The organism is Desulfosporosinus nitroreducens (assembly GCF_023897015.1).
GTDB lineage: Bacteria > Bacillota > Desulfitobacteriia > Desulfitobacteriales > Desulfitobacteriaceae > Desulfosporosinus > Desulfosporosinus nitroreducens.
Map to the genome: position 1 here is coordinate 1 of NZ_JAMHFY010000042.1, position 26411 is coordinate 26411.

5 protein-coding genes and 3 pseudogenes are annotated in these 26411 nt (G+C 39.7%); 2 read left to right on the forward strand and 6 right to left on the reverse strand.

Features of this window, described 5'->3' with window-relative positions; all coding sequences use genetic code 11:
• Nucleotides 1–310 precede the first annotated feature (310 nt).
• A pseudogene (locus M8E35_RS27090) lies at nucleotides 311–505 on the reverse strand (flavodoxin); the annotation flags it as partial.
• A 30-nt stretch (nucleotides 506–535) separates the two neighbouring features.
• Here M8E35_RS27090 and M8E35_RS24650 point away from each other — a divergent pair.
• Nucleotides 536–942 (forward strand): annotated as a pseudogene (locus tag M8E35_RS24650) (transposase); the annotation flags it as partial.
• A 186-nt stretch (nucleotides 943–1128) separates the two neighbouring features.
• Here M8E35_RS24650 and M8E35_RS24655 read toward each other — a convergent pair.
• The 3 genes from M8E35_RS24655 to M8E35_RS26630 all read right to left on the reverse strand — a co-directional run bounded on the left by M8E35_RS24655 (nucleotide 1129) and on the right by M8E35_RS26630 (nucleotide 10165).
• Nucleotides 1129–1815 (reverse strand): MBL fold metallo-hydrolase, encoded by a 687-nt coding sequence (locus M8E35_RS24655; protein ID WP_252473633.1) that lies wholly within the window; start codon nucleotides 1813–1815, stop codon nucleotides 1129–1131.
• 452 nt (nucleotides 1816–2267) lie between these two features.
• Nucleotides 2268–2564: a hypothetical protein gene (locus M8E35_RS24660; protein WP_252473634.1), complete on the reverse strand. Its 297-nt coding sequence runs from the start codon at nucleotides 2562–2564 to the stop codon at nucleotides 2268–2270.
• A 206-nt stretch (nucleotides 2565–2770) separates the two neighbouring features.
• Nucleotides 2771–10165 carry an SDR family NAD(P)-dependent oxidoreductase gene (locus M8E35_RS26630; RefSeq protein WP_289711005.1) on the reverse strand — a complete coding sequence of 2465 codons (7395 nt, stop codon included), beginning with the start codon at nucleotides 10163–10165 and terminating at the stop codon, nucleotides 2771–2773.
• 303 nt (nucleotides 10166–10468) lie between these two features.
• On the opposite strand from M8E35_RS26630, the pseudogene M8E35_RS24675 reads away from it, so the two are divergent.
• A pseudogene (locus tag M8E35_RS24675) lies at nucleotides 10469–10606 on the forward strand (IS110 family RNA-guided transposase); the annotation flags it as partial.
• Between the two features lie 602 nt (nucleotides 10607–11208).
• On the opposite strand, the gene M8E35_RS24680 reads toward M8E35_RS24675, so the two are convergent.
• Together M8E35_RS24680 and M8E35_RS24685 are read right to left on the reverse strand one after the other, a co-directional pair.
• Nucleotides 11209–19359, reverse strand: coding sequence for an SDR family NAD(P)-dependent oxidoreductase (locus tag M8E35_RS24680; RefSeq protein ID WP_252473635.1), 8151 nt, complete (start codon nucleotides 19357–19359; stop codon nucleotides 11209–11211).
• Between the two features lie 6 nt (nucleotides 19360–19365).
• Nucleotides 19366–26376: an SDR family NAD(P)-dependent oxidoreductase gene (locus tag M8E35_RS24685; RefSeq protein WP_252473638.1), complete on the reverse strand. Its 7011-nt coding sequence runs from the start codon at nucleotides 26374–26376 to the stop codon at nucleotides 19366–19368.
• Nucleotides 26377–26411 lie beyond the last annotated feature (35 nt).

The following is a 26411-nucleotide window of genomic DNA, read 5'->3' on the forward strand; positions in this document are numbered from 1 at the left end:
GATCCAGCAGATGCCCTTTTAAAGTGGATTATTAAACTTACTTATTAATCCCAACTTCAACCGTAACCTTCTTGCCCCTTCCCCTACCGTATAATCCTGGTGATATAGTAGTACACAGGTCTCCACGTGCCCTAGAGAGATACTTCCATTTTACCATTTTTCGCATCGGTGCATTTTCATTTTTTCCGTTATTACGAGCTTTTTGAACAGGCTCTAAAAGTCAAAGTTAAACATAGTAGAACCTCCTCGTAAATTTATATTGATATTATAAGACCTGGAGTTAACTCCCAAGTCAAGTATTTTAAGACTTTTAATTTTTTAACTCTGTCATTCCAATTTCACGCAGCCACTGGGATACCTTATTTTGTGCCTTTTTCACGTCTTTGCCCCGGACTGCAAGACCATCCAAAAGGGTTGACTGCGGGCAAAGTTTTGCAATATCTGTAACGCTTCGCCCCAGAAGGCTTCCCTCGTGCGTGCAAAACGGTACAATAGTTTTTCCGGAAAAATCGTATCCCCAAAAATGTAAAACAGCCGAATTGAAAAACTGTCATGGGATCCATACAACGAAGCCAGCACAATGAAAGAGACAGTAGAGAGTTACAACGTCGCAATGGTTGTTATCCTGAAGCGATTCTAGCAGACCGAATCTACCGGAACCGAGACAACTTGTCATACTGCAAAGAGCATGGCATCCGGCTCGCGAGCCAAAACTGGGGAGACCAAAGCCCTCATGAAGAAAGCTGAAAAAGAATCGAGCGACAGGACGCTAGAAAACGCAATGCCGTGGAAGGTAAATTTGGTGAAGGCAAACGAAAATATGGGCTTGCTCGCATCTTTGCCAAATTTAAAGAAACTACAGAGTGTGTGATTGCCATGAAATTTTTAGTGATGAACTTAGAGTACAAGCTCAGAGTTCTTTTTGCCCAAATTTTGTTTTGGATAGTCGGGCAAGAAATGGTTCGATTTTGGTCAGTTGAGAGAAAAAGCAGGGTTTGGCTAGCAAGCCCTAATTATTATGCGTACTCATCCAGAACTTCATCTGTATATTCCTTTAAGTGTTTGATCAAATTTATTTTCCCTCTTATTTGGGTAATTTAAAAAGGGTCTTTGCAGTGTACAATCATACTATTTTTTGAAATCAAATGTACTTTTTTTATTCTCTCTCATCCTGAAATCAATGAAGAAACTCTTTTTATTAATCTGAAAGTAAACATTTTCTTTCATTATATATTCTAAAGTTTGGCCAGGCATTTTGCCATAAGAATGGCCCGGATAGATTCGTATATCAGAAGGTACAATAAATTTGATTCTTTGAATACTTTCAAACATTTGTTCTGCGGACCCACCTTTAAAATTACAAACACCACAACCTTCGGAAAATATCGTATCACCTGAAAACAAACTGTCCTGCAATAGATAGCACATCCCACCAGCTGTATGCCCAGGAGTCAATAAACACAATACTTTCGTTTCACCGATATCGATCCTATCCATATCATTAAGCGCATATAAGTTTCTGCATCTAAACCCATAATAGTTAATCTCTAATTCTGACATATAAACACGAGGGTTAAATTGCTTAATTAATGGATTCACCAAATTCACATGGTCAATATGTGAATGTGTCAATACAATAGATGTCAAATATGCACCAAGTTGATAAATTTTATCAGTTATTTTTTTAAAATCCCATGCAGGGTCAACTATTAATGAAGCTTTAGTTGTTTTATTAACAATAATATAAGAATAGTTTGAAAAGTTGTAATAAATTGTATTTATTAGATACACTTCATAATTAACATCAATATCCATACTGCGTCCTGCCTCTCCCATTTTGATAAAAAGTTACTTTAGGGATAACTGAACAGACCCCATATTTCGAATTCTAAGCTAAATTCAATTATAATATAGTACAATTTAAAAACGCCGCTTCAAAAAATAGGTACGAAAGATCCCGGATACGTTTCCCCAAGTTCATAATTAGGGCTTGCTAAATCAAGAAAAGCCAGATTCCACAAGGGTTTGAGAAAGTTAGTTGACCAGCAGACAGCGTTGTACAAAACAAAAATTCACAGGATACCGATCGTATCGTGAACCTTTATCAGCCCACCTGAGCTCGAAGGTCGATTGTTTTGATCATGTTTATCCTAGTTTCCCGCACTCTTTTTCCCCTCGCACAAAGCTTCATTGAGCTCAGCAATCACCTTTGAGTTGAGGCGTTTACGAAAATGGACCATGCTGGATAAATCAAACGGAGAGGTGGTTTAGAGTTCCTCCAATCCGATGAGTATTACAAATAGGGATTCCCATGATTTGTTGTACGGTTTCTTAGTTAGAAAGCCACACTTTTTCTTAATGATGAGGGCTCCCAAGGTGATACGGACCGGTTTGGCAACATTTCCTGTATGCTTCGGAAAAGGTGCAGCATATCGATCTTCAACAACAACATCCCATGGGATCCGATCGGCCATTTTGCGGCGGTTATTTGCATCTAATTTGCCGCCCGCAAAAAATTTGAAGTCTTCAGGTAAGCTGATTTGACCTGTAGATTTTCGGTACATTTTCATCCCCTATCTGCAAGGTTCTTCGACCATTTTCATTGTTTCTCTTGCATTATTATTAACTATAAAAATGGCCTTAATCCCCAGTCTCATGCAGATTTGACGGTTATTCAGTAATCCCTAATTAGAACTATGCAGTTGTTGATGATTACAAAATATATATTTCTTAAACACCTAAGAAACTGTATATTTTGTATGAAAACACTTTATTGAACTGTACCTTTCAATCCTAAAATTTCGATTAACGAATTTCTTCGGTTTTGTATAAAATATTCTACTAAAGCATCAATGGTATGATATTCGAAAAACAAGGTACTGCTTACATCATCAAACACTTCATGTAAAGCATTGGTCAGGTGGATAATCAATAGAGAGTCCAATCCATATTTGCCCAATTCCATGGATGAGTCAACCTTATGACTCGGGATTTTAAGTGTTTCTCCAACCAGTTTTTTGAAATAATCCATAGTTCTTTCCCGCAGTACATCTTCAACTATTCCTTCTGTCTGGGCCACCGAAGGTTCCTTCTTGGAAGTTTGTTCTTTCATAACCTTCATCTCATTTTTTTTCTCCGACAGAACCACATTAGGTTTTAGCTGTTGCTTTTGTCTAACAATCCCGTCACTCTCAGCAACAATAATCTGTTGACCTAAGTCATGTGCTTCTTGTGCTGGGAAAGATGCCGACCGAAATCCTTCACCTTCCAACACCTCTTTCCATGTCTCAGGATACAATCCAGGACAACCTGGTATACGCAGTGATGTGTCTTCATACAACCACCACCCATCCAAGAGGCCAAAGCTCAGGTGGGTAAATAGGGAATTTCTACTAATCTCATTTAATAAAATCAAACCATTTCTTTGCAAGACTGATTTTATGTTTCTTATAGAATGTTTGATATTTTTGGTTGCATGCAATACATTAGCTACAATTATAATATCATATCCCCCTACGTCGATGCCCTGTCCGACAACTGGCTCTTCCGCGTTAAAAATTCGGTAAGTAAGGTAAGGATTCTCTGGTCCATACTCCTTTTCAGCATACATTAAGAAAACTTTAGAGACATCTGTATAGCAGTATTCATATATGTTGTCTTGGTACGGCATTAGTTTTTTAAAGACCATAGTACTGGTCCCTCCAGTACCTGCACCAATTTCAATAATTCGAATTTGCGCAGATACATCTTGTTCAAGCCGTTCTTGAATATAAGCAACCACAATGTTGGCAAGCACGTCATTAAAGTAATCCGCAACAATGTTATTTTTGTAAATCCCTTCAACTAATTTCATGGAAGAATCGGGGAACATTATATTAGTGGCAAGTACTTTTCCTGTTAGAATTTCCGGCAAAGCCCGCAACATTGTCTCAGTCAAAACTACCCATGCTTTCAGGTTTAATTTTTCCAGCCATAAGGCCTTTTTCTGTTCCCATTCTTTCCATACAGATGCTATATCAAACGAGTCTAAATCCATAACAAAGCATGTCACTCCGTCATAACTGAGATAGTTATTCCGTACCAAAACCGCTATACTTTCTTCAAGCCATCTGTCATACGTATCGCACAATCCGATTTTTGTCTTAAGGTCAGCTATGACCGTTTTTTTCTCGCTAAACGATCCTATATTTCGCAATTGACACCATAGTAACTTACATTGAAGCTCATTTATTTCTTCCATTTGTTGATTTTCTTCTAATTTCATACGTAGGTCCTGTAAATCTCGTTCTGGTATATATTTTTGCATATTTTGAATACTTGACGAAAATTTTTCTTGATAAACCGTAATCAATTCGTCTTGTTTCATTCCTTCAACAATTAATGGTTTTGTAGTTTTCATCATAGCAACTTGATTAACTGGTCCATTAAGTAACAACTCTAAAGCCTGCATTCCATCTTTAGGTTCAATAAGTCCTAGACCTATTTGAGATAGTTGTTTAAAATCTTCAAAGGCAGCAACTTTATCGCTGGCCCAATATCCCCAATTCATCACTTTCACAGCACATGGCCATTTCTGGCGGAGGTAGTACGCAAAAGCATCTTTAAAAGCACACCCAGAAGCGTAGTGGCTCTGTTTTGGATTTTTTATAAATGATATCATGGATGAGAAAAACATTACAAAATCCAGAGGTTCCTTTTGAAAAACCTGCTCTATACGTACACTTACTTCTACCTTAGCCGAGAGTCCAGCTTTAAATTGTATTTCCTCCATATTTGCTAGGCTTTCACCTGAGAATACCATTGCCGAATGGATCACTCCATGAATTTGTGAATACTGCTTTTTAATCTCTTCATAGGCTTGGCGTAAAGCCACCAAATCAGTTGCATCCGCTGTAATATAGTGAGGTACTGGCCCCATATCTGCAAGTCTATCCAACTTGTTCTGGATATTTTCATCTTTTTGTCTCCGGCCAATCCATATAATTTGTGCATTATATGTGCGAATCATGTATTCACTCCAGTCTTCCCCTATACCACCGGCACCTCCAATCACTACATACACGCCTCCGATTCTGTATAACATGTGGATTATTGGAGGACATTGAAACGGAATCAATTGTTGTTGATACCACTGTTGATTCCGATAAACCCAAGGATGCCCACGACGATCTGAAGGCAGAGCAACAATATCAGCAATCGGCCAATTACAACCAGCTTCCATATCTATGAGCCGAATCTTCCAGTTTGGATATTCTTTAGCTAACGAACCGATTAATCCGTGGATGCTCGCATGGGTTGGATTAACCAAATCTTCTTTATAAATAGGCTGAGTTTGTATAGTAATTACGGTCAAACCCAATTCAATTGAGCTATATCCCAAACTTAACAGAGCTTTAATCATTCTAAAAACCTTAAGAACCCCCTGTTCTTGGTCTTCGATGAATGACTCCTCTGTCAAGGATGACAAAGGATTATAAGGAGCAACCCAAAAAATATGATCAACACCGTAAACCTCTAATTTTTTCCTAATATCGTCTATGCTATCCTTTGGCTGAACTTCTAAGACACATGCTTCAGTATAGAATTGTTGAAGTAAAATTCTGTTTTCTTGACCCCCTCCAACAATCAAAATCCGATCTGTAGGAGACGGAAAGTTTGAATTTTTTTCCATTTGTACTGTTTCCCATACGGGTAATAGCATAACAGTTCCAGCAGTGTGTTCAATAGCATTCTTGGATGGAACTTCTTTTAATATATTATTAATTTGAATCTCAGTTTCCGGTACCCCCCACGCTAGTCCCTTTATCTGCACACATATTCTACCTTTTTCATCACACAGATCGACATCCATTTTTTTTATTTGATCGCGAGCATTGTTTCTATCACTTATGTTAATAACTGCCCACATGCTGTTAGTACAATGACTGAATATTCTTAGTTCCTGTATTGTAAAGGGTAGAGCCGGTTTTATAGCGGCAATGTTTGCAGACATTATGGATTCGTCTGAGTCCACCATTACATATGCCGCTGCCTGCAAGACTGAAGCCATTAAACTAGGATGCAAGACAAATTGATCCTTTGTAGTATAGACGGACGAAGGCAAAGACAACTTCACCATCACTTGTCCTGAACCCATATATAACTTCTCAATCCCCTGATATGCAGTACCATAGTCGATCCCAACCTCATAAAAGTTCTCGTAACATTGAGTAGACGAAAGAGTCTTTTGATTATATTGAATCCGTAAGGATTCAATATCTAAATTTAGATCCTCTGTAACCGGACTCAAAACTATTTTTCCTTGACAATGAACTACAGAATTCCCGTTCAGTTCTATAGCTCCACTATATACTTTAAAGGCAATCTCACCATTATCTTCAGGATTGAGTATGATATGTACCTGTACTTCATGATTCTCAATAGAAATAGGATAAGTGCAAACAATATTCTTAAATTGTATCTCAAATTGGCCTTTATCCAAAACATCTGCTGCCTGAACCACTGCCGCCCGTGCCATTTCTAGATAGGCTACTCCTGGCAAAACTCGTTGACCATTTATCACATGATCGATCAGAAAAAATTCTTGGCCCGTAAAAGTGGCAGTAAAACGCTGTAATGAAAAGTTAGATGTGTTTTGGTGTAGCAAAGGATGAATGACAGCTACTACAGATGAACTTATTGAAACGTCAGCGGATTGAGTATTTATCTCAGGTATCCAATAACGTTCCCTAGCAAACGGATATGTAGGTAAACTGATTCGTTGAGGTTTAATATCCCCATATAACAAATTCCAATCTATTTCCAAGCCTTTTACCCAAAATTCTGCAATTTTTTGAATGCTGCCTTTTGCAACCCATTTATGGACTAACTCCAGAGAGTCTGAACCTAAAAGGTCTATGATCTCCTTGCCGTTCTTTGTACATCCTTGCCAACAATTATCAACGTCTTCCCTGCCTTCCCTGAAAACTTCCAATTTCTCAATGAGTTCTGAGATATCCATTACCAGAAAAGCTACTCGCTCCTCCATTGCTTCCCGCCCATTTTGCAAAGTATAGGCAAGCTCTAACAAATTAATCTTTTCATTATTAGATGGAATTGCTTTCAGTTCTTCTGTTTCTTCTTGTACCCCTATTTCAGAATGGGCAGTTAAACCATTTTGAGTTTCTAATGTTTCCCCGTACTTATTGATAATGTAGGCTGCTACTGAAGCAATGGAACTCTTTTGGTCCAAATCATTGATAGGAACCATAAGTTCGGTTTGAATCATATCCCGCACCTGCACTATATGAACGGGCTCTACACCGTATTCATTCCACTCAGTATCTGCTTCAATTACATCTTCTTTAACAGAAATAACATCTGCCAGGATCTTGCAGATCTTCGCCTTCAACACTTCCTGAACTCCTGCTTTCCTCTCTTCTTTGCGTTGGTTAAGGTACTTATCTACAGTCCCCTTCTGCAGAAACACAAGTAGTTTTTGGGCATAGGCTTGCAACCGTTCCTTATTCATAGCAGAAAGGGGAATAATTACAGGTCCGGCTTCTTGGGTATATTTGGCCGAAGTTTGTATTTTCATTATTTCCGGGATATATTCCTCTAGTATAACATGAGCATTCGATCCGGTAGCTCCAAAAGAACTTAATCCCGCCCGCCGGGGATAAACCACCTGTTGTCCATTCTCCACAATAACCGGCTGTTTCCACTCCTCTGTTTTATGTTGTACATAAAATGGAGACTGCTTAAAATCAATATATGAGTTTAATTCCTCCGAATGCAGGGACGGCACAAGTCTTTTGTTATAAAGTTGAAGAACGGCCTTATGCAAGCCGCTGATGCCTGCAGCAGATTCCGCATGACCAATATTTGACTTCACCGACCCAATAGAGCAAAACTGTAAATCCTGTGTATATTGGCAATAAGCTTTTACCAACCCTTGAATCTCAATGGGATCCCCTAGAGATGTCCCTGTACCGTGGGTTTCGATATAGCTGATTGTCCGTGGATGTATTCCTGTTTTTTCGAGACATTCTACAATCATGTCCGCCTGAGCTACAGGACTTGGAACTGTAATCCCACTCACGGTTCCTACATGATTGATGACACTGCCTTTAATAATCGCGTAAATGTGATCCCCGTCTTGAACAGCCTTGTGTAATGGCTTTAACAGGACAGCACCTACGCCTTCACTTGAAACATAGCCATCGCCCCCCTTACCAAAGGAATGACAATACCCATCACTGGAATGCATATCCATCATTCCATAAGTCAGATATTTATTGAGATGCAAGGATAAATTCACCCCCCCAACCAGAGATACCTCGCATTCCCCACGCTTGATACTCTCTAAAGCCAAATGTAGGGCCGTAAGTGAAGAAGAACACGCCGTATCAACTGCTATGCTAGGGCCGTGAAAACAGCAGAAATAGGAAACCCGGTTGGCAATGGATGTCGAACTCAGTGATACAGGGAGTGCCTGTCCACGGGATATGGCTTCAGCTCCGATCAGAGCATAATCTTTATGCATCACTCCGACAAATACTCCCACATGTCGCCGTTTATTCGGGCCCCGTGGAGCAACCAGTGTCTTTGGCGTATATCCCGCATCTTCTATCGCTTCCCAGCAGGTCTCCAAAAATAAACGTTCCTGTGGGTCCATCATCTCTGCTTCCCTAGGCGATATCCGGAAAAATTGGGGATCAAAGCAAGCCTCATTATCAAGGAAGCCCCCCCATTTCGACATGTTTTTCCCTGAAGGCGATTTTAATCCTTCCAGCCGCCGCCAATCCCAACGGGATTTTGGGATTTCACTGATACAGTCTTTCCCTTCCTGTAAATTGGTCCAGAATTCTTGGAGATTACTCGCCTGCGGGTATCTTCCTGCCATACCAATTATGGCAATATCCCCTTCCCTTTCAGATGCCACACTAGCATGTTCTCCTCCTGAAAATGCCCTTCGTGGCACACAGATTTCTTCTTCCTTAAAAGTAGATAATTGCCTTGTAGCACAAACTTTCATAAACCGTTCGGGATAGGTTTTTGATAAATAATCAGCCAATTCCGCGATAGTGGTATACTCAAACAACAATATCGGTGTAAGCCGGATAGAAAGTTTTGCTTCAATTACACTCACTACTTCTAACAACATACGGGAATCGAGACCCATTTCATAATATCCAATCCCTGAATTAATCTCATTAGCAGGTTGATGTAGTTTTGAAGCAATCACTTGTATCAGAAATTGTTGCACAGAATTTGACAAGGAAGAATCATATTCATATTCTGGAACAGGTTGTACACTCTTCTCTAGTTGTATGATTTTCTTTCTGTCAGGATTGATCAATTCGGCCCCTCGAACTAATTTACTAGCGAAATTTTTCAATTCTCCTACTTTCTGACCATATTCATTGAAAAACTGCATCGTCAAATATAACAGTTCTTTTTCCTGTTGTATAGATGATGCTTGTATCCTGGTCACACATTGTTTTTGTAAAAGAGCCGAAGCACGAAAGGATTCATAAAATAAAGGCAGAAATAATTGTTGTTCCTCATCGGCCAATGGTGAAAGCAGCACACTTGCACCTATGCCGCTACCATCAATGAGAGTAGGGTGAAACATTAGCCCTGCTGCACTTGGCAGAGCATCTTGACCAATAGAAATATCCATGATAATGGCCGCACCTGTATCATAAACCTTTCCTTCCGCTTTCATAAATCCAGTATGAACCAATTCTCGGTGCTGGCATTGTTCATAGACTTGGTCTAAGTATACAATTCTTTTTGCAGATTGTTTTATGAGGTTAAGATCTAACGTTTCTTCAAATATCACAGGCTCCCCTCGATACATTTCAGCAGTAGCATAACATTTCTTATCCAAAGATGGATTTCCTTGGTGCTGTTCTTGTCCCTCCACAGTAATCTGCCACTGTCCCTCTTTCGTTTCAGAACACCGTATACTAAGTATGATACTATAGTCTTGCCCCGCAACGAGCGGGTTATATATTATCAAGTTGCGAAGTTCAAGTGTGTTATAATCATAATTATTTTTTCGAAAGACTTGATATATTAGATCTATGTAAGCTAAGCCCGGTAATATTTCTTGTCCATAAACCTTATGATTCCTTATAGTTGGATTATTTAAAGACATGTTAAATTGGCCTTTTATCATAAATATGTCCATTCCTTTCGCTTCGCTCAAGGCACAAACGTTATGAAACGTATTGGCTTTGAGCGTTATTTTTTTTTATCCTACAAAAAAATAGGGATAGCAGTTAACTACAGATCACGGGGAGGTGAGTGGGCTACTCCAAGCACGGAGTGACCGCATAAATATATATGTAGATTGTCTTTCCAAGCACAAATAAGTGCGATTTTGCACGCAGACTTATCTTTGTATAAACATTACTCGTTTATCGCTAGGCAATTAGTCAATGCTGCCTATCCCTTCAAATCTAAGAAGGGATATTCTCCTATGGCTTTGAAAATTGTCCATCAAATTTGTTGTGGCATTGACGTCCACAAAACCTTTGTGATTACCTGTATTGCTTTGACAAACGACAAGGGAGTTACTAATTATAAACGCCATCGCTTTTCTATCTATACAAAAGGCCAAATGGCTTTGTGTTTAGCTTATAAATTAATTCATTTCAGCGTATCCATCGTAATGACAGGACATCTGGAGTTATTTTAAAAATTGGCGTTTCATGTGTATGCAACCTTTGCAAGCATTACTATTTTGCAAATCCACGTGTACGTGTCATAGAATACAAGCACCTAGACTCTTTAAAGTCATTACTTGTAATGTATCTTGCAGCCTTCATTTCTTTTTCAAATGGGTTAAGAACTCAAAGATACATCACTCCATGCAGATATATATCCAGCTTTAACACTCATTTTCGAGTGTTAAAGCCTTCCTACCTACTGCACCTTTTTCAATTTTCAATGATCAGTTATTCTTCCATTTATATACTGTAGTTGCTTTCACTTCTCTGGTGTTTATATACAAATTCCATCAGATTACTGTACACCTGCATAATTCTAAATTCCAGTCTTTCCTCTTAACAGTGTCTTTGTGATTATCCCGACCCATTTTATCTTTGTTTATACCCAAAATTGTTCGAAGTACTGGTCCATTATAAATACTGATAGTTTCCTGAATACTCTGTTTCGTAACTGAGCGTGACATAATTATCTAGATACTACAGGAATACCTTACTTGAAGGTCTCCCAAAACATCTCCCCTGTTACAACTTTATTGTCTAAAGGATCATATATATGAATCCCGCTAGAAGGTATTTTAGAGCCAGATCGTTTCAAATTAGGAGGGGGTATAGGGCTCCTTATTGCATCATGTGAAGCTTGGTTCACCCAATCTTCAATAATCAGATGGGCATTGGTACCTCCATCCGCAAAACAGTTTATCGCTGCAATCCGTGGTGCATGTTCCCAATCAGTGAGTTCTCTACTAAAATAAAAGGGGGACGACTCCATATTGTAATGCGTCATAGGCTGATTCCCGGATAAAAACGGAACTAACTTCCTATGCTGCATCATCAGTACTACCTTAATAAAACTTGCAATTCCTTCGGCACATAATGGATGCCCAATATTAGGCTTAATCGACCCTAATCCACACGGAGCAGTACTAGACGAACGGTATATGGATTGAATTGCTTTAAGTTCAAGCAAATCAGTAACCTCAGAACCCGAACCATTCGTTTCTATATAGCTAATTTCATGTGGATCCCTTCCGCTTCTTCCCAGAGCAGTTAGCATAAGTTCTTTATGAGCTTGGATATTAGGAGTTGCCGGACCTGCTGTTCGTCCGTCATTATTAACGGCTATTGAATTAATCACTGCATAAATATGATCTCCGTCTGCAAGAGCCTGCTCAACCGTCTTTAGTAGAACCATACCTACACCTTCTCCCAAAACCATCCCGTTAGCACGTTTATCAAAAATATGAAAAAATGGTTCATTATTTAAAATCCCCCGTTGCTCAAATATTCGATGAATTCTATCTGTGGTTAACTGGCTCACTCCCCCAACCATCGCGGAATCAATTTCTCCAGTACACAATGTCTGTATCGCCATGTGCATACAAACTAATGCAGATGAACAAGCTGTATCCACAACCATACTCGGCCCTCGAAGATCAAAATATTGGGAAACATTAGCCGCTAAATAGTTTTGCCCCACTGTCATAATCGGATTCCGTGCTTGACAAAGAACCGACTCATCCGGCAGATGTTGACTTCGACCGCCAAGATAGACGCCCACAGACTTCCCTTTGATTTCCTGTTGGTGATACCCCGCATTGCACAAAAGCATGAGAGCTTCCTGTAGTACCAGTAAAGCTTGTGGATCCATAGCCTCTATATCTTCTTCATGAATAAGGAAAAAAGACGGGTCAAAGTATGTAATACTATCGAGTAATCCTGCATAAAATTTACTCGAATACCCCCACCGTTCCCGAGGTACAGGTCGAATCGCCGATCGTCCCTCGGATAATAAAGTCCAGTATTCTTCCAGCGTGCTCGCTCCCGGAAAACGGCAAGACATTCCGATTACCGCAATATCCTTTGAATATGGCCTTTTACAATAACGTGCATGATTCTGTAGTCTTAGCACTGATGCCTGTCCCTGTGAAGTGTTTGAAGGTAAGCTAGGTAATGAATCCTGCGTTAGAGAAGAAGAAGAAGACTGTCCTGCCGTCGAAGCCAACAGGGCTTGGAATAAAGTGGCAGTATGTGTACTTACAAGCCATGTCGTTAACGACTCAAAAGTTGAATATTCATAGAATATAGAGGGATCAAAGTCCTCTGAGAGTAGTTGATTTATCTTCCTTGAGATTTGAGCCAACATAATAGAGTCAACTCCATAGTCTTCAAATGGCACATCCGTATCTAGCTTTGAGGTATTCATCCTTAATTCATCTGAGAATAGCTTTTTGAGCCATTCATGTGTTGCAATCATGAGGGTATCTGTTGATTTTACAGACTCCGTAATGACAGCACTTCGAGTTTGTACACTCTTTGTCGAAACCTCTTTAATTGTACGTTGCATAAGTTGACGCTGTTTCCACAAGTTCGGATTGATCACTGCAGGCAAGACTACGGGACCTATCTTCCCCTTAATAATTCGATCCAACAGCTGTAAACCTTCTGCATTTGTAAGGCTTTGAAGACCCGTTTGCTGATATGCGCTGCTTTTAACCTCTCCCATCCCTGTCTCTTTCCAACTTGGCCACTGAATGCTAACAATCGGACAGTTATCTATTTCAGCTTCTGCTACATAATCCATATAAGCATTAGCCATTGCATAATCACTTTGTCCCGAAGCTAAAGTAGGGATAATTGCCGATACAGATGAAAACAACACAAAGAACTGCAAAGGCTCATTTTTAAAACTTTGATAAAGTACATCAAGCCCTACTACCTTCGGTCCTAATATCTGTTGGATACCATCGATTGACTTCCGGATGAAAGCAGGGTTTTCCCGGTCTGCCGTACCCGCACAGTGAATAACCCCCCCGATAGGCCCCATAACCCTTTTAACATCCTGCAAGCAATGTTGCATTGCTTGCTCGTCAGTCAATGGAACAGAAAGCACCTGAACCTGTACACCTTGTACTTCTAGCTCCTGTATAGCTTGTATTTTCAGAGCAACGGAGGTATTTTGATGTTTGTATGAATCCCATTGTTCTCGAGGAGGCAGCGCCTCTTTTCCTGTGAGTACCAACCTCTTGACTCCATAGTTTCTTACAAAATGCTGAGCACATAAGTATCCCAAACCTCGTGTTCCACCCGTTATCCATAGTACCTGATTTTCGGGGAAGATTATGGTTCGATTGTCCAGCTCACCTTCTTTCAGTTCTTCTAGAAAGACACGATAACGTTTTTCATTCCGATAGCAAATTTCTGGTTCCTCACTGTCTGTATTAAGCTCAAATACAATCTGCCGAACAAGGTCTTCATCAGCTATTGACGGATCCGCATCCATATGCCGTGACTTCAGGTGACTATACTCACTTTGCAACATACGGTACAATCCAACCCGGGAGGCCCCGGACAAATTTACGGTGTCATTTTGATATGACTCCAGCCCTTTCGTCACACATAGCATCATTAATCCCTCTTTATGCCCATTCTCAATCAATTGCTGAAGCCATTCAACCCATTCCAGTGACTCGTCTTTTTCTCTTCCGTATCCAACCAAATCTATGATACCATCATAATTTTGCCATTCTTGTTGCGGCAGCTGAAATTGTGTCTTTAAATCGCAAACGTCCATAATAATGCTTTTATGTAAATGACCGGAAAGTGAAGTTGCCAATTCCCTTGTTTCCTGTGTTGATAATATAGCAATGGTTCGACTCAATCTCCTAGTTTCATTCGCCGAACAGAATTCCCAATGTTTTTTAAGAAGGCTTATTTTTCGCTGCTCTGAAAAACCATTAGCTATGATGGCATCTACTAATGGAGTCATTGTTAAACTACCAGTCTTTATGTCAATCTCAGGTACCCAATATCGTTCTCTAGCAAAAGGGTAAGTAGGTAAGCTCATACGTTTAGGTTTAACACCTTTGTATAATTTGTTCCAATCAATATTAACACCTTTTACCCAAAGGTCTGCCAATTTTTCAGTTTTTCCCTTTATAATCCATTTATCAATAGCCTCTTCCATATCTTCATCTGAAGTAATAACAGTTATTAAGCTCTTATCTTTTTTCATAGACCCCATTAAGCATCCGTCAATTTGTTCCTTACCGTCAATAAACAATTCCAGTTTTCGGATGAGCTCTTCTAAACTTTTGACAATGAAAACAGCCCTGCATGCCATCGCTTCGCGTCCTACCTGGAAAGTGTAGGCTAATTCTATCAAGTTAACATCATTTAGATTTTCCATTTTAACTTGAGATTTATTAATAAGCTGATTTTTCAGCACTGTCTTATTTTGTTCGAGTAATTGAAATACCAAGTTATTAAGCGTCTGAGACTGAATGATAGTATTGGGTTGGATATCAACTCCCCATTTATCCTGAATGATTCGATGTAGCACTGTAAGCTGTTCATATGTGATATTCAACTCGGAAAAGTTTTGATTGGCATCAACTATCTTGCCATCAATCAATCCCAAAAGAATGTAAATAATTTCATTCCTAACAGTCTCTTCGAGTTTCTTATTGAAATCAACCTTTCGAGTATCTTTACCCTTCTTTAAAAATTCAAGCATATTGTATGCATATGCCTTAAGGCTCTCTTCGTTTTTAGCTGAAAGTGGAACAATTACAGAACCATTTGTTGTTAATTTTACAACCTCACTTTTCTGCGGTAGGTACTCTTCGATAACGATATGGGCATTACTTCCGTTTGCTCCAAAAGAGCTTAGACCGGCACGCCTTGGGAAGGAGGTTTTCTGCCCATTTATTTCAATTTGCGATTGTTCCCATTTTCTAAGACTATTTGTGATGTAAAATGGTGTATCCTTAATTGGAATATATGGGTTCAATTTCTCAGAGTGCAATGAAGGAAAAAGTTCTTGATGTTTTAATTGCAGCAAAACTTTCGTCAATCCGGCAATACCTGCTGCAGCTTCCAAATGACCTATGTTGGATTTGGATGAGCCTATCGCACAAAACTGTTTATCGTTTGTCCATTTACCAAATGCCCGATTTAGCCCCTGAATCTCAATCGGATCTCCTAAAGATGTGCCCGTTCCGTGAGCTTCAATATAACTTATTGTTCGGGGATCAATTCTTGCTTTTTTTAGAGCATCTGCTATGACCTCAGACTGAGCAACAGGATCTGGTACAGTCGCTCCTGATGTTTTTCCAACATGATTCAATGCTGACCCTTTTATAATCCCATATATATGGTAACCTTCCCTTTCTGCCCTTTCCAGGGTTGTCAATAGTATGGCTCCAACACCTTCACCAGGGACATACCCATCTCCACCTTCTCCAAAACTCCGGCATTTCCCTTCGGATGACAAGAACGAGGATTGCTTGAGAAAGATATATTTATGAGGATGCGTAACAAGATTAACCCCTCCAGCAATAGCATAGTGACACTCACCTTTTCGAATACTTTCAAAAGCTAAATGCATAGCTGTTAGTGATGATGAGCACATCGTATCAACAGCTATGGACGGACCATGAAAATTCAGACAGTAAGATACCATGTTTGGTATGGATGCAGAGGTTATTCCAAAAGCCATTGGTAATCCACGTTGGGTAATTTCTGCAGCAAACAATTCGTAATGGCTCCAAAATATTCCTGCAAATACACCTACACTATTATCACCCGATGATGGATAGTAGTGTTTTGTTCTGTCTTGGTAAAATCCTGCATCCTCACACGCCTCCCAGGCTGTTTCCAAAAATAATCGTGCTTGAGGGTCCATCATTTCCGCCTGACGGGGAGATATATTGAAAAACGTTGGGTCAAACCGGTCAATCTGATCAATAAACCCTCCATACTTATAGAAATGTTCTATGTCAAATGAAAATTGATAGTCATTCCATCGGTCTTTCGGGAAACCGGTGATGCAATCTTTGCCCTCCCTTAAATTTGTATAGAATTGCTCTATGGTTCTAGCCCCAGGATAGCGGCCTGACAGTCCTATTATTGCTATATCATTTAAACCGTCATTTGAATGGGAGGTATTATTTTCGGGTTCCGTAACAGGATTTGCATACAGCAATCCTTTTCTATCTTTCTCTATTTCTTTTTCTTGTGAAGCCAAGTATGTTCCGATATAGTTACGTATCTTATTCTCTTCTCCATATAAAACTACAGTATGGCACCTGTTATGACTTAAGATAGAGTCTAGAAGTTTTAATCCTATCTGGGTTGGTAATGCATCCATACCACTGTTTGTATATATGATTTTTAGAAGCTCGTCATCAACCTGCATCCCACCTTCAGACCATAATGGCCAGTTAATTGTAATTGTTTTCCCATAGCGCTTACCTTTCTTAACTTTTTCCTGACGATATACGGCAAATGTATCCATAAAAGCGTTTGCACTTGCATAATCTGCCTGACCTAAACTTCCTATAATTGCAGAAATAGATGAAAATATTACAAAAAAATCAAGTTTTTCATTTTTTGTAATTTTATCTAAGTTCCAAAGGCCTTGAACTTTAGGGCAAAATACATCATTTACATCTGATAGATTTTTTTGGATAATGGCCTGATCTTTTAATACTCCCGCACAATGGAAAATTCCTACAATAGCTCCAAACCTATCTTTTATTGCATTATATATTTTAATCATGTCATTTTCTTCACTTATATCAGCTTGAAAGTATGATACATCAGAACCTTTTTGCATCAATTCTCGTATCTTCTCTTCTTTTTCAGTATTTAACCTGGATCTACCAATTAACACCAGCTTTGTTTTAGTTTGACTAGCAATATGATTAGCAACCATAAGACCCAAGCCACCTAGTCCACCCGTAATTACATATACGCCGTTTTCCTTGAAGCTTGGCAATATATTTGCTAATTCGAAGTTTATCTTCTGCAGTTGTTTAATGTAACGATACAATGGTTCACCCTTGTAATGAATTTCTACAACACCTTTTTCATAGGAAAGAGCTTCATCTCTAAGTAGTTCTGCAACAGTGAGAGTTGACTGTGAATATAACTGGTCAATCTTAATAATTTGTCCATGAATTTTTGGATTTTCCAAATGTGCAGTTTTCAATAGTCCTCCAAACGCATCAGTATAATTATTTTCAGTATCCGAATCTGCTACAACTTGGATTAGTACTTCCACCTGCCCTTTTTTTCTTAATTGTTCTTTAATAATTTCAAATAGTTGTTTGAATATGGTCTCAAATCTATATGGTGCATCTCCTTCAGTAGGATCCAGGGTTAAGATTTCTGCATGTTGCACAGATGCTTGTAGAGTAGTTGATCCTGCGTAAAGAATCATTATGTTATGTTGGCTAGGAGTCATAACTTGGCTTGCAATAATGTTATGTCTATTCCAGACAGATTCAAACAAAAGTATTTTTCTAGTTACATCGACATTAACAATATTAGGACTCTGCATAATCATGCTTTCTTGTACACATGTATTGCCCTGCTGATTACAACTTAAATCGACTCTTTCATAATTCTCCATAAGATAGTCGGACAGACGTTTAATCGTAGAATATTCAAATAGCAACGTGGGATAAAGCTGTTTATTAAGTTTTAGTTCCAGCTCTTTAACTAGATTCAGTAATTGAGTCGAATCTAATCCCAAATCATAAAAACCAGTATTTACATCAATTTCACAAGATCTCTTTCCTAATACTTTTCCAATCTCTTTTTGCAAATAAGATGCAATAATGTGTTCCGAGTTACATTTAGGCTCAGTATTTTTTAACACTTCCGGATGTTTCTTATCATTTTCAACATTGTAAGCAGATAAGCGTGCAGATTCTATCCTTACTGATTGCTGCATATTTTCGTTATTATTTTGTTTAACCAATTTTTTCACATAATACGGATCTCTGATTCGCTTTGTAGTTAAATTATCAAACTCAACTAACACTTCACCCAACTCATTATAAATTATTATATTGGTTGATAGTATATCCGGTAATTCAGATATACTATCCGTAAAAGCATCTTTCTTTTGGGAGTAGGCATAAATGACTTGTGGAAGTGGCTGGTGTATACAAAACCGTTCGATCATTAACGGTATGTATGGTGCTTTATAACGAAACGTGTACGGCTTTAAACCATTTAATCGGAAGGAAGACCCAGCAAAAGTCGATCCGTCGAGAAAAGCAGGATGCGCATAAAACTTATCCCTGTAACTCTCCGCCAATTTAGTTAAATGTAGTTCCATTAATTCTTTATCATTTTGCTGATATACTGTTCCTAATGTTTTCATAAATTCAAAGTGATTAATATCTACCTTTCGTGCTAGGCTATAAATATCATCCATATCCCATTTACGCTCTGAATTATTCATAAATGAGCAAACATCAAGTTCCTTACCGGTTTCTTTATATTCTTTCAAAAAAACTTGACATTCCAGGTTCTCATCAACCATATTATCCACAATCGTATCGTTTTTAATGCTTTGGCTGGTAATAGTAACTTTCCAACTTAGGTCTTGAGGTGTAAATGTAACAAAAACATTTTTATCAAAATGTTCTGACGTAACTACAGGCTGTTTGAACAGAATCCTTTTTAATTCAATAGCTTCTGTTCCCAGATATGCCGCTGACAAGCGGTATATCATATCTAGCAGAGTAACGCCCGGAAGTGTACGAACGCCATGAACAAGATGATCTCGAACAATGAAATTGGAATTGCTGATTATTTGAGAAAATGTCTTACTATTCTCTATATCCATTTCATCTTACATCTCCTTAATTTGAAATAGCTCCATAAATTGGTTAACCTCATGATGCATTGAATCTAAAATATCTTCCTGCATCATGTTATTTCCTGTATTGTTGGTTTCAATTTCTTTAGGCCAGTAAGGTTTCCGGTTGAACACCACTATGTTTCCCTTCGGTTTAAGTGTTGCTCTCTGTTCAATTGGTATTCCTTCATTACTGACAATGACATGCGCATTATTGCCTCCTAATCCGAACGCACTAATTCCTGCTCGAAGAACATGGGTTTCACTTGTCCATTTTTTTAAGCTTTGTACGATATAAAGAGGTGAATCCTCAAAGTTGAAACGCGGATTAGGATTATTGCAATGCAATGTTGGTGGTATTTCCCGATGGATGAGCGACAGTAACACTTTTATGATGCTAGCAGCACCTGCAGCACTGAGCAAATGTCCAATGTTGCTTTTTAAACTACCTACTCCACATAATTGTTTTTTCGAAGAATGATTCAAAAATATTCTAGTTAATCCTTTTAATTCAATAGGGTCGCCAATCAGGGTACCTGTCCCGTGTGCTTCAACATAGCTTATAGTTGTAGGGTCAATATCCGCATTGGCAATAGCAGCTTCAATAAGTTCCTGCTGAGCCTCAGGATTTGGTGTTGTTGTTCCCATTGTGTTACCATCATTATTTATCGCTGAACCATCAATAACGCCATAGATTTTATCATTATCTTGAATAGCTTTTCGGAGAGGTTTTAACAATAATATTCCACATCCTTCTCCTAATCCTATTCCGTTAGCCTCGGCATCAAAAGTTTTACACCGTCCGTCAGGTGATAATACTTTCGCTGCACTTAGGGAACAATACACATTTTCGTCTAGTAGAATCTCAACCCCCCCAGCCAATGCAGCCTCACACTCCCCCCTCTGAATGCTTTGTACAGCCAGATGAATAGCGCTTAAGGAACTAGAACAGGCTGTATCTATGACCATATTAGGGCCTTTAAAATTATATACGTGTGCTAAATGGGCTGATATAAAATTCTGTCCTATTCCTATGATTCTATCTTTGTCAGCCCCACTTAACTTATTAGCAAAATTACCTGATCTTGCACCTGCAAAAACTCCTATCCGCTTTCCCCAAAGATCTTTTTTTTCATAGCCAGCATCTGCCAAAGCTTCGGCACTTACTTCTAACCACTGCCGTTGGAGCGGATCGATTTGCGGGGCTAAAGATTCAGATATCTTAAAATATCCTGGGTCGAATTCCTCAATTCCCTCTATGAAAGCCCCCCATTTACTCACACTTTTTCCTTCCTTGTATCCATGGAAATCATAATACTTTTCCAAATCCCATCGAGATTTTGGCACCTCACGAATGCAATCTCTTCCCGACTTCAGATTCTCCCAAAATTCATTTATATTTATTGAATCCGGAAAATGACAAGCCATCCCAATCACTGCAATTTTTTCCTTCAAGGTCTTCTCTTCTTGTGATTTTCTTCCTTCTTCCTTAGGTAATGCGAATGATATGACGGGTATGTCATAGTTAATTTGAGTTTCATTTTCCTTATCTGAAGTATTAATATTAAATAAGGATGTTAATACTTCAGATGACTTTCGAGTAATATATACAGCCAAACTTTTAATTGTAGGATATTCTATAAGCACCCAAGGTTCCAAAGCTACAGTTTTTAATTCTTGTTCTATCTTGATGATCACCTGCACTATTAAAATAGAATCTAAGCCGAAATCTTGAAATGGAGTGTCCATATCCAGCTCAGATGGATTAATCTTTAACTCATCAGAGAATAGCTTTTTGAGCCATTCCTGAGTTGCAATCAGAAGGGTATCTGTTGATTTTACAGACTCCGTAATGACAGCACTTCGAGTTTGTACACTCTTTGTCGAAACCTCTTTAATTGTACGTTGCATAAGTTGACGCTGTTTCCACAAGTTCGGATTGACCACTGCAGGCAAGACTACGGGACCTATCTTCCCCTTAATAATTCGATCCAACAGCTGTAAACCTTCTGCATTTGTAAGGCTTTGAAGACCCGTTTGCTGATATGCGCTGCTTTTAACCTCTCCCATCCCTGTCTCTTTCCAACTTGGCCACTGAATGCTAACAATCGGACAGTTATCTATTTCAGCTTCTGCTACATAATCCATATAAGCATTAGCCATTGCATAATCACTTTGTCCCGAAGCCAAAGTAGGGATAATTGCCGATACAGATGAAAACAACACAAAGAACTGCAAAGGCTCATTTTTAAAACTTTGATACATTACATCAAGCCCGTCAACCTTGGGACTTAACACACGTTGGATTCCGTGGAGAGATTTCCGGATAAATGCAGGATTTTCAGAATCGCCCAAACCTGCACAATGAATAACCCCTCCAATAGGTCCTACGGTATCTTTTATATTTTGCAGACTCTGTTGCAATGCATTCCCATCAGTCAATAGAACTGGAAGAACATGCACATGTACCCCATGCTCTTCCAAAGCCTGTATTGCCTTAATTTTTTGTGTGATTGAAGTATTATGATGCATATATGAATCCCATTGATCACGTGGGGGTATTGTTTCCCGTCCTGTAAGTACTAGTCTCTTAACACCATAATGCGTTACAAAATGTTGAGCACATAGAAGTCCAAGTCCCCGTGTCCCCCCAGTAATCCATAGCACATGGTCCTCAGGAAATGCTAAAATCGAGTCATTATCACTGCATTCCTGCAGTTCCTCAAAAAATGCCCGATAACTTTTTCCATTCCGGTAACAAATTTCTGCATCATCGCTATCCACTGCAAACTCATAAGCTATCTGTTCGGCTAGTTTCCCATCATCACTACGTGGATCTGCATCCATATGGCGTGACCGCAAATGACTATACTCACTTTGCAACATCCGATACAATCCAGCATGAACAGCACCAGATACATTAATGATAGTATTTTGATACGACTCCAATCCTTTTGTGACACAAAGCAACATCAAACCTTCTCGATGTCCATATTCTATTAATTTCTGGAGCCATGGAATCCAGTCTATCGACTCATTTTCATTAATTCCACACCCTGTTAGATCAATACATCCATCATAAGATTTCCAGTTGTGTTCAGGTTGTTCGAGTTGTGACTTAAGATCATAGATATCCAAAATGTGACTCTCCGGGAAATGCTTAGAAACCCGAACCGCCAGATCATTGGTTTCTTGTGTCGCTAGGATGGCAATAGTTCGATTCACTTCCCTGGTTGAAGCGATTAAACATAATTCCCATTGCTTTTTCAGAAAATACACTATTCGCTCCACAGAGTGACTTTCTGCCGAAATGTCAACGTTGGCCGATGCCGCAATTGTACTACTATCAACAGCTTGGGCCTTAACTTCAGGAATCCAATAGTGCTCTCTGGCAAACGGATAAGTAGGTAAGCTGATTCGTCGGAGTTTTTTCTCACCATGTAATCCCTTCCAGTTAATATTCAAACCCTTGACCCAAGTATCTAGAAGTTTTGTATATTTTTTCTTAGCTACCCATGCATCGATAGTCTTTACCATATCTTCATCCGCCGCAAAAACAGAAAAGGCTTCTTTATTGCGTTTGACCTGACCCCAAAATAGATTCTCAATCTCTTCGTGGCCTTCTACATAACCCTTCAGTTTTTCTTCCAACTCTCTGATGGATCCCACAATAATGCCCATACGTTCTTCCATAGCTTCCCGGCCTATTTGGAGAGTGTATGCCATATCAGATAAGCTCTCATCAGAGAATTGTTGCTCTCTAATAGCAACCAACAATTGCCGTGCATGCTCACGGAGTCGCTCTTCATTTCTAGCTGACAACACAATTACGGCAGGGTTTTGAGTAGTAATGGTAGGCCGTTCCCGATTCTCGGGTATGTATTCTTCAATCACTACATGGGCATTGGAACCACCTGCTCCAAAGCTACTCACTCCAGCACGTCTAGGTATTTCCTTGCTTTCAATGAATGGCCGTTTCCATTCCGTAAGTTCCTGCTGGACTACAAAGGGAGTACTTACAAAATCAATGTTAGGATTCAGTGTCTTAGAATGAAGTGAAGGCACTAACTGTCCATATTTGAACTGTAGTAATACTTTCGTTACCCCCGAGATACCAGCAGCACTCTCACAATGCCCAATATTTGACTTCACTGACCCGATAGCACAGAACTGTTTATCCCTAGTGTAGTTCAGGAAGGCTTTACTCAAACCCGCGATTTCAATCGGGTCTCCTAAGGAAGTTCCTGTACCGTGGGCTTCTATATAACTGATTGTTCTTGGATTTATTCTTGCTTCGGTAAATGCTCGCCCTATAACACTAGCTTGAGCATTGGGGTTTGGGACTGTATATCCGTTGGTTTTGCCACCATGATTAATTACACTTGCTTTAATAACCCCATAAATGTGATCCCCATCGACAACAGCTTTAGATAGAGGTTTGAGAAGCACTGCACCGACGCCTTCTCCAGGTACATAGCCGTCACCACCTTGCCCCAAGCTTTCACATCGACCTTTGCTTGATACAAAATTCCCCTGTCCGAGTAATAAATATTTATTAGGATGAATGGATACATTAACCCCCCCCGCAATCGCAAGCTCACATTCACCTCGCTTTAAACTCTGGCAGGCCAGATGGATAGCAGTCATCGAAGAAGAACACATGGTATCCACAGCCATACTGGGTCCATGGAAGTTACAAAAATAAGACACTCGGTTAGCGATCGACGACGGGTTCCCAGCAATAGCATATGGCTTGCCCAATATCTGTTGCTGAGCACCATAAAGCTGGTACTCTTCGTACATCACTCCCACATAGACTCCTACATTGCCTTCCAAACCAAACCCATGGTACAAACTAAGGGATTCCCGGGTATATCCCGCATCCTCCAAGGTTTCATAGACACATTCCAGAAACAAGCGCTCCTGAGGATCCATCATTTCGGCTTCCCGGGGCGATATATTGAAAAACAAAGGATCAAACTGACTTACACCTTCCAAAAAGCCGCCCCACTTACTGTAGGTTTTTCCGAACTTGTTTTTATTCTCATCAAAATACTGCTTGTGATCCCATCGTTCTTCAGGAATTTCTGTAATACAATCTATGCCATCCCGTAAGTTCTCCCAAAACTCTTGAATATTATTCGCTTTAGGATATCGTCCAGAAACACCAATGACGGCAATGTCCAAGGCTTCCTTTTCATTTTTCTCCTGTAACTCTGCACGCAAATTCACAAAACGTTGGTGCCTATGGCTACTGAATTTTCCTTCTACAGGTTCTACCACAACAGCAGAATCTTTAGAATCGCCATAGACCACTGCCGCTTTCTCCTCAATTCCCAATAATTCTGTTAGTTGGTCCCGGTAGGATTCCATGAAATATCCAGTTAACTCCTGAATGTTCTGATATTCAAAAAACAATGTTTTAGGCAGCGAGCCGAACGTTTTTTCTAATTGATTGGTCATTTGCATGACCATAGTTGAGTCAATTCCGTATTTTTCTAGTGAGGCATCCTCTTCGATTCGATTGGCTGGAAGTTGAATAACGGTAGAAAGCAAATTTTTAAAATAATTTGTTGCTTTTTCCTGAAGCAAGGCACGTGTAATGACTAAAGCTAATTTATCTTCCTCTGCATCAGCTGTATTTGAGATTTCTGCACTGAATAGTTGCACTAAATGTACAGTACGGAGTCGTTTTAGGTCTCCTTCCAGAACCATCACCTGGTCCTGTCCTGAAGCCAAGCTCTGGTACAAAGCCCGTATCCCAGTTGAAGTCTGCATCGCAATCATACCCATGCTTTGCTTCATCAGCTTCTCAGTTTCTTCATCAACATGCATCCCACCATCTTTCCATAGTGGCCAGTTAACCGATAGCGTTTGACCATAACGTTGTTTTGATGTAACCAAAGTATTACGGTATTTAGCATAGGCATCCATAAAGGCATTTGCAGTAGCGTAGTCTGCCTGACCAGGATTACCTATAGCCCCCGCAATAGAGGAAAAGAAAATGAAGAAGTCAAGACTCAGGTCCTTGCTCGCTTCATCCAGAGTTACTAGTCCGGTTATCTTAGGAGCTATGACTTCCTGCAACTCTTCTTTTGTTTTTTTGATAATGAAGTTGTCCCTAATCACACCAGCACTGTGGATAATACCGTTAAGGCCTCCAAAATCTTCACAAATACTCTTGATTAAGCCGACTGATTCCTCCTTCCGGGTCACATCGACTTGTCTGTATTCAACCCGTGCACCTAATGCTTCCAATTCTTTCAACTGAACTTGTTTGTCCTTACTTAACGGCGACCTGCCTGCCAGAATCAAAATTACACCTTTAACCCGTTGTGATATTTCTTTGGCAAAAATCAGCCCTAGGCCGCCCGCCCCTCCTGTGATAAGGTAAATCCCCTGATCTTTCCAAGGGATTCTTACTATTTCCTGGGAATCCTCCACTTCACTCCAGCCATCAACCCACCGTTTGTCATCCTGGTACCGGATCCAGTGGTTTAAGGGACACCTGCCGTTTTCCTTCAGTTTTTCTATGATTTCTTCCAGGTCTTTTCCGAAATCTACTTCAATTACCTGACCTATGAGTTTAGGGTTCTCCAACCGGGCAGTTTTCAGCAGCCCAGAAAGCCCAGAGAAAATCTGCTGCTCCCCTTGCATGGAAACTACAATCTGAACTAATACCTGTCCTTTTAGTTTGTCTTTGAGAATGCTCTGGATTTTTTCAAATATCTGAGCAGTATAAACTTCGAACCGTTTATGAATTTCTTTCTGTCCAGATTGCAAGATAAGGCAGTGTACTCCCTTCATTCGGGTTTCAATGCTTTCTCTAGTAACTTCACCTGGCTCACAGAGTATCACTAGTTGCTGCACATAGTCAGGATCTGCATTCTCCCGAATAGCTGCTTGTTCTTTCCAACAAGGGTGGAGCATCAGAACCTCAGATCTTTCCGGAGACCCTGCATGAACCCCTGCTCCTTCCAAAACCCTCGATGAAAATCCCTTCATTCGCACACAAATAACCCCAGTTTCATCAAGTATAT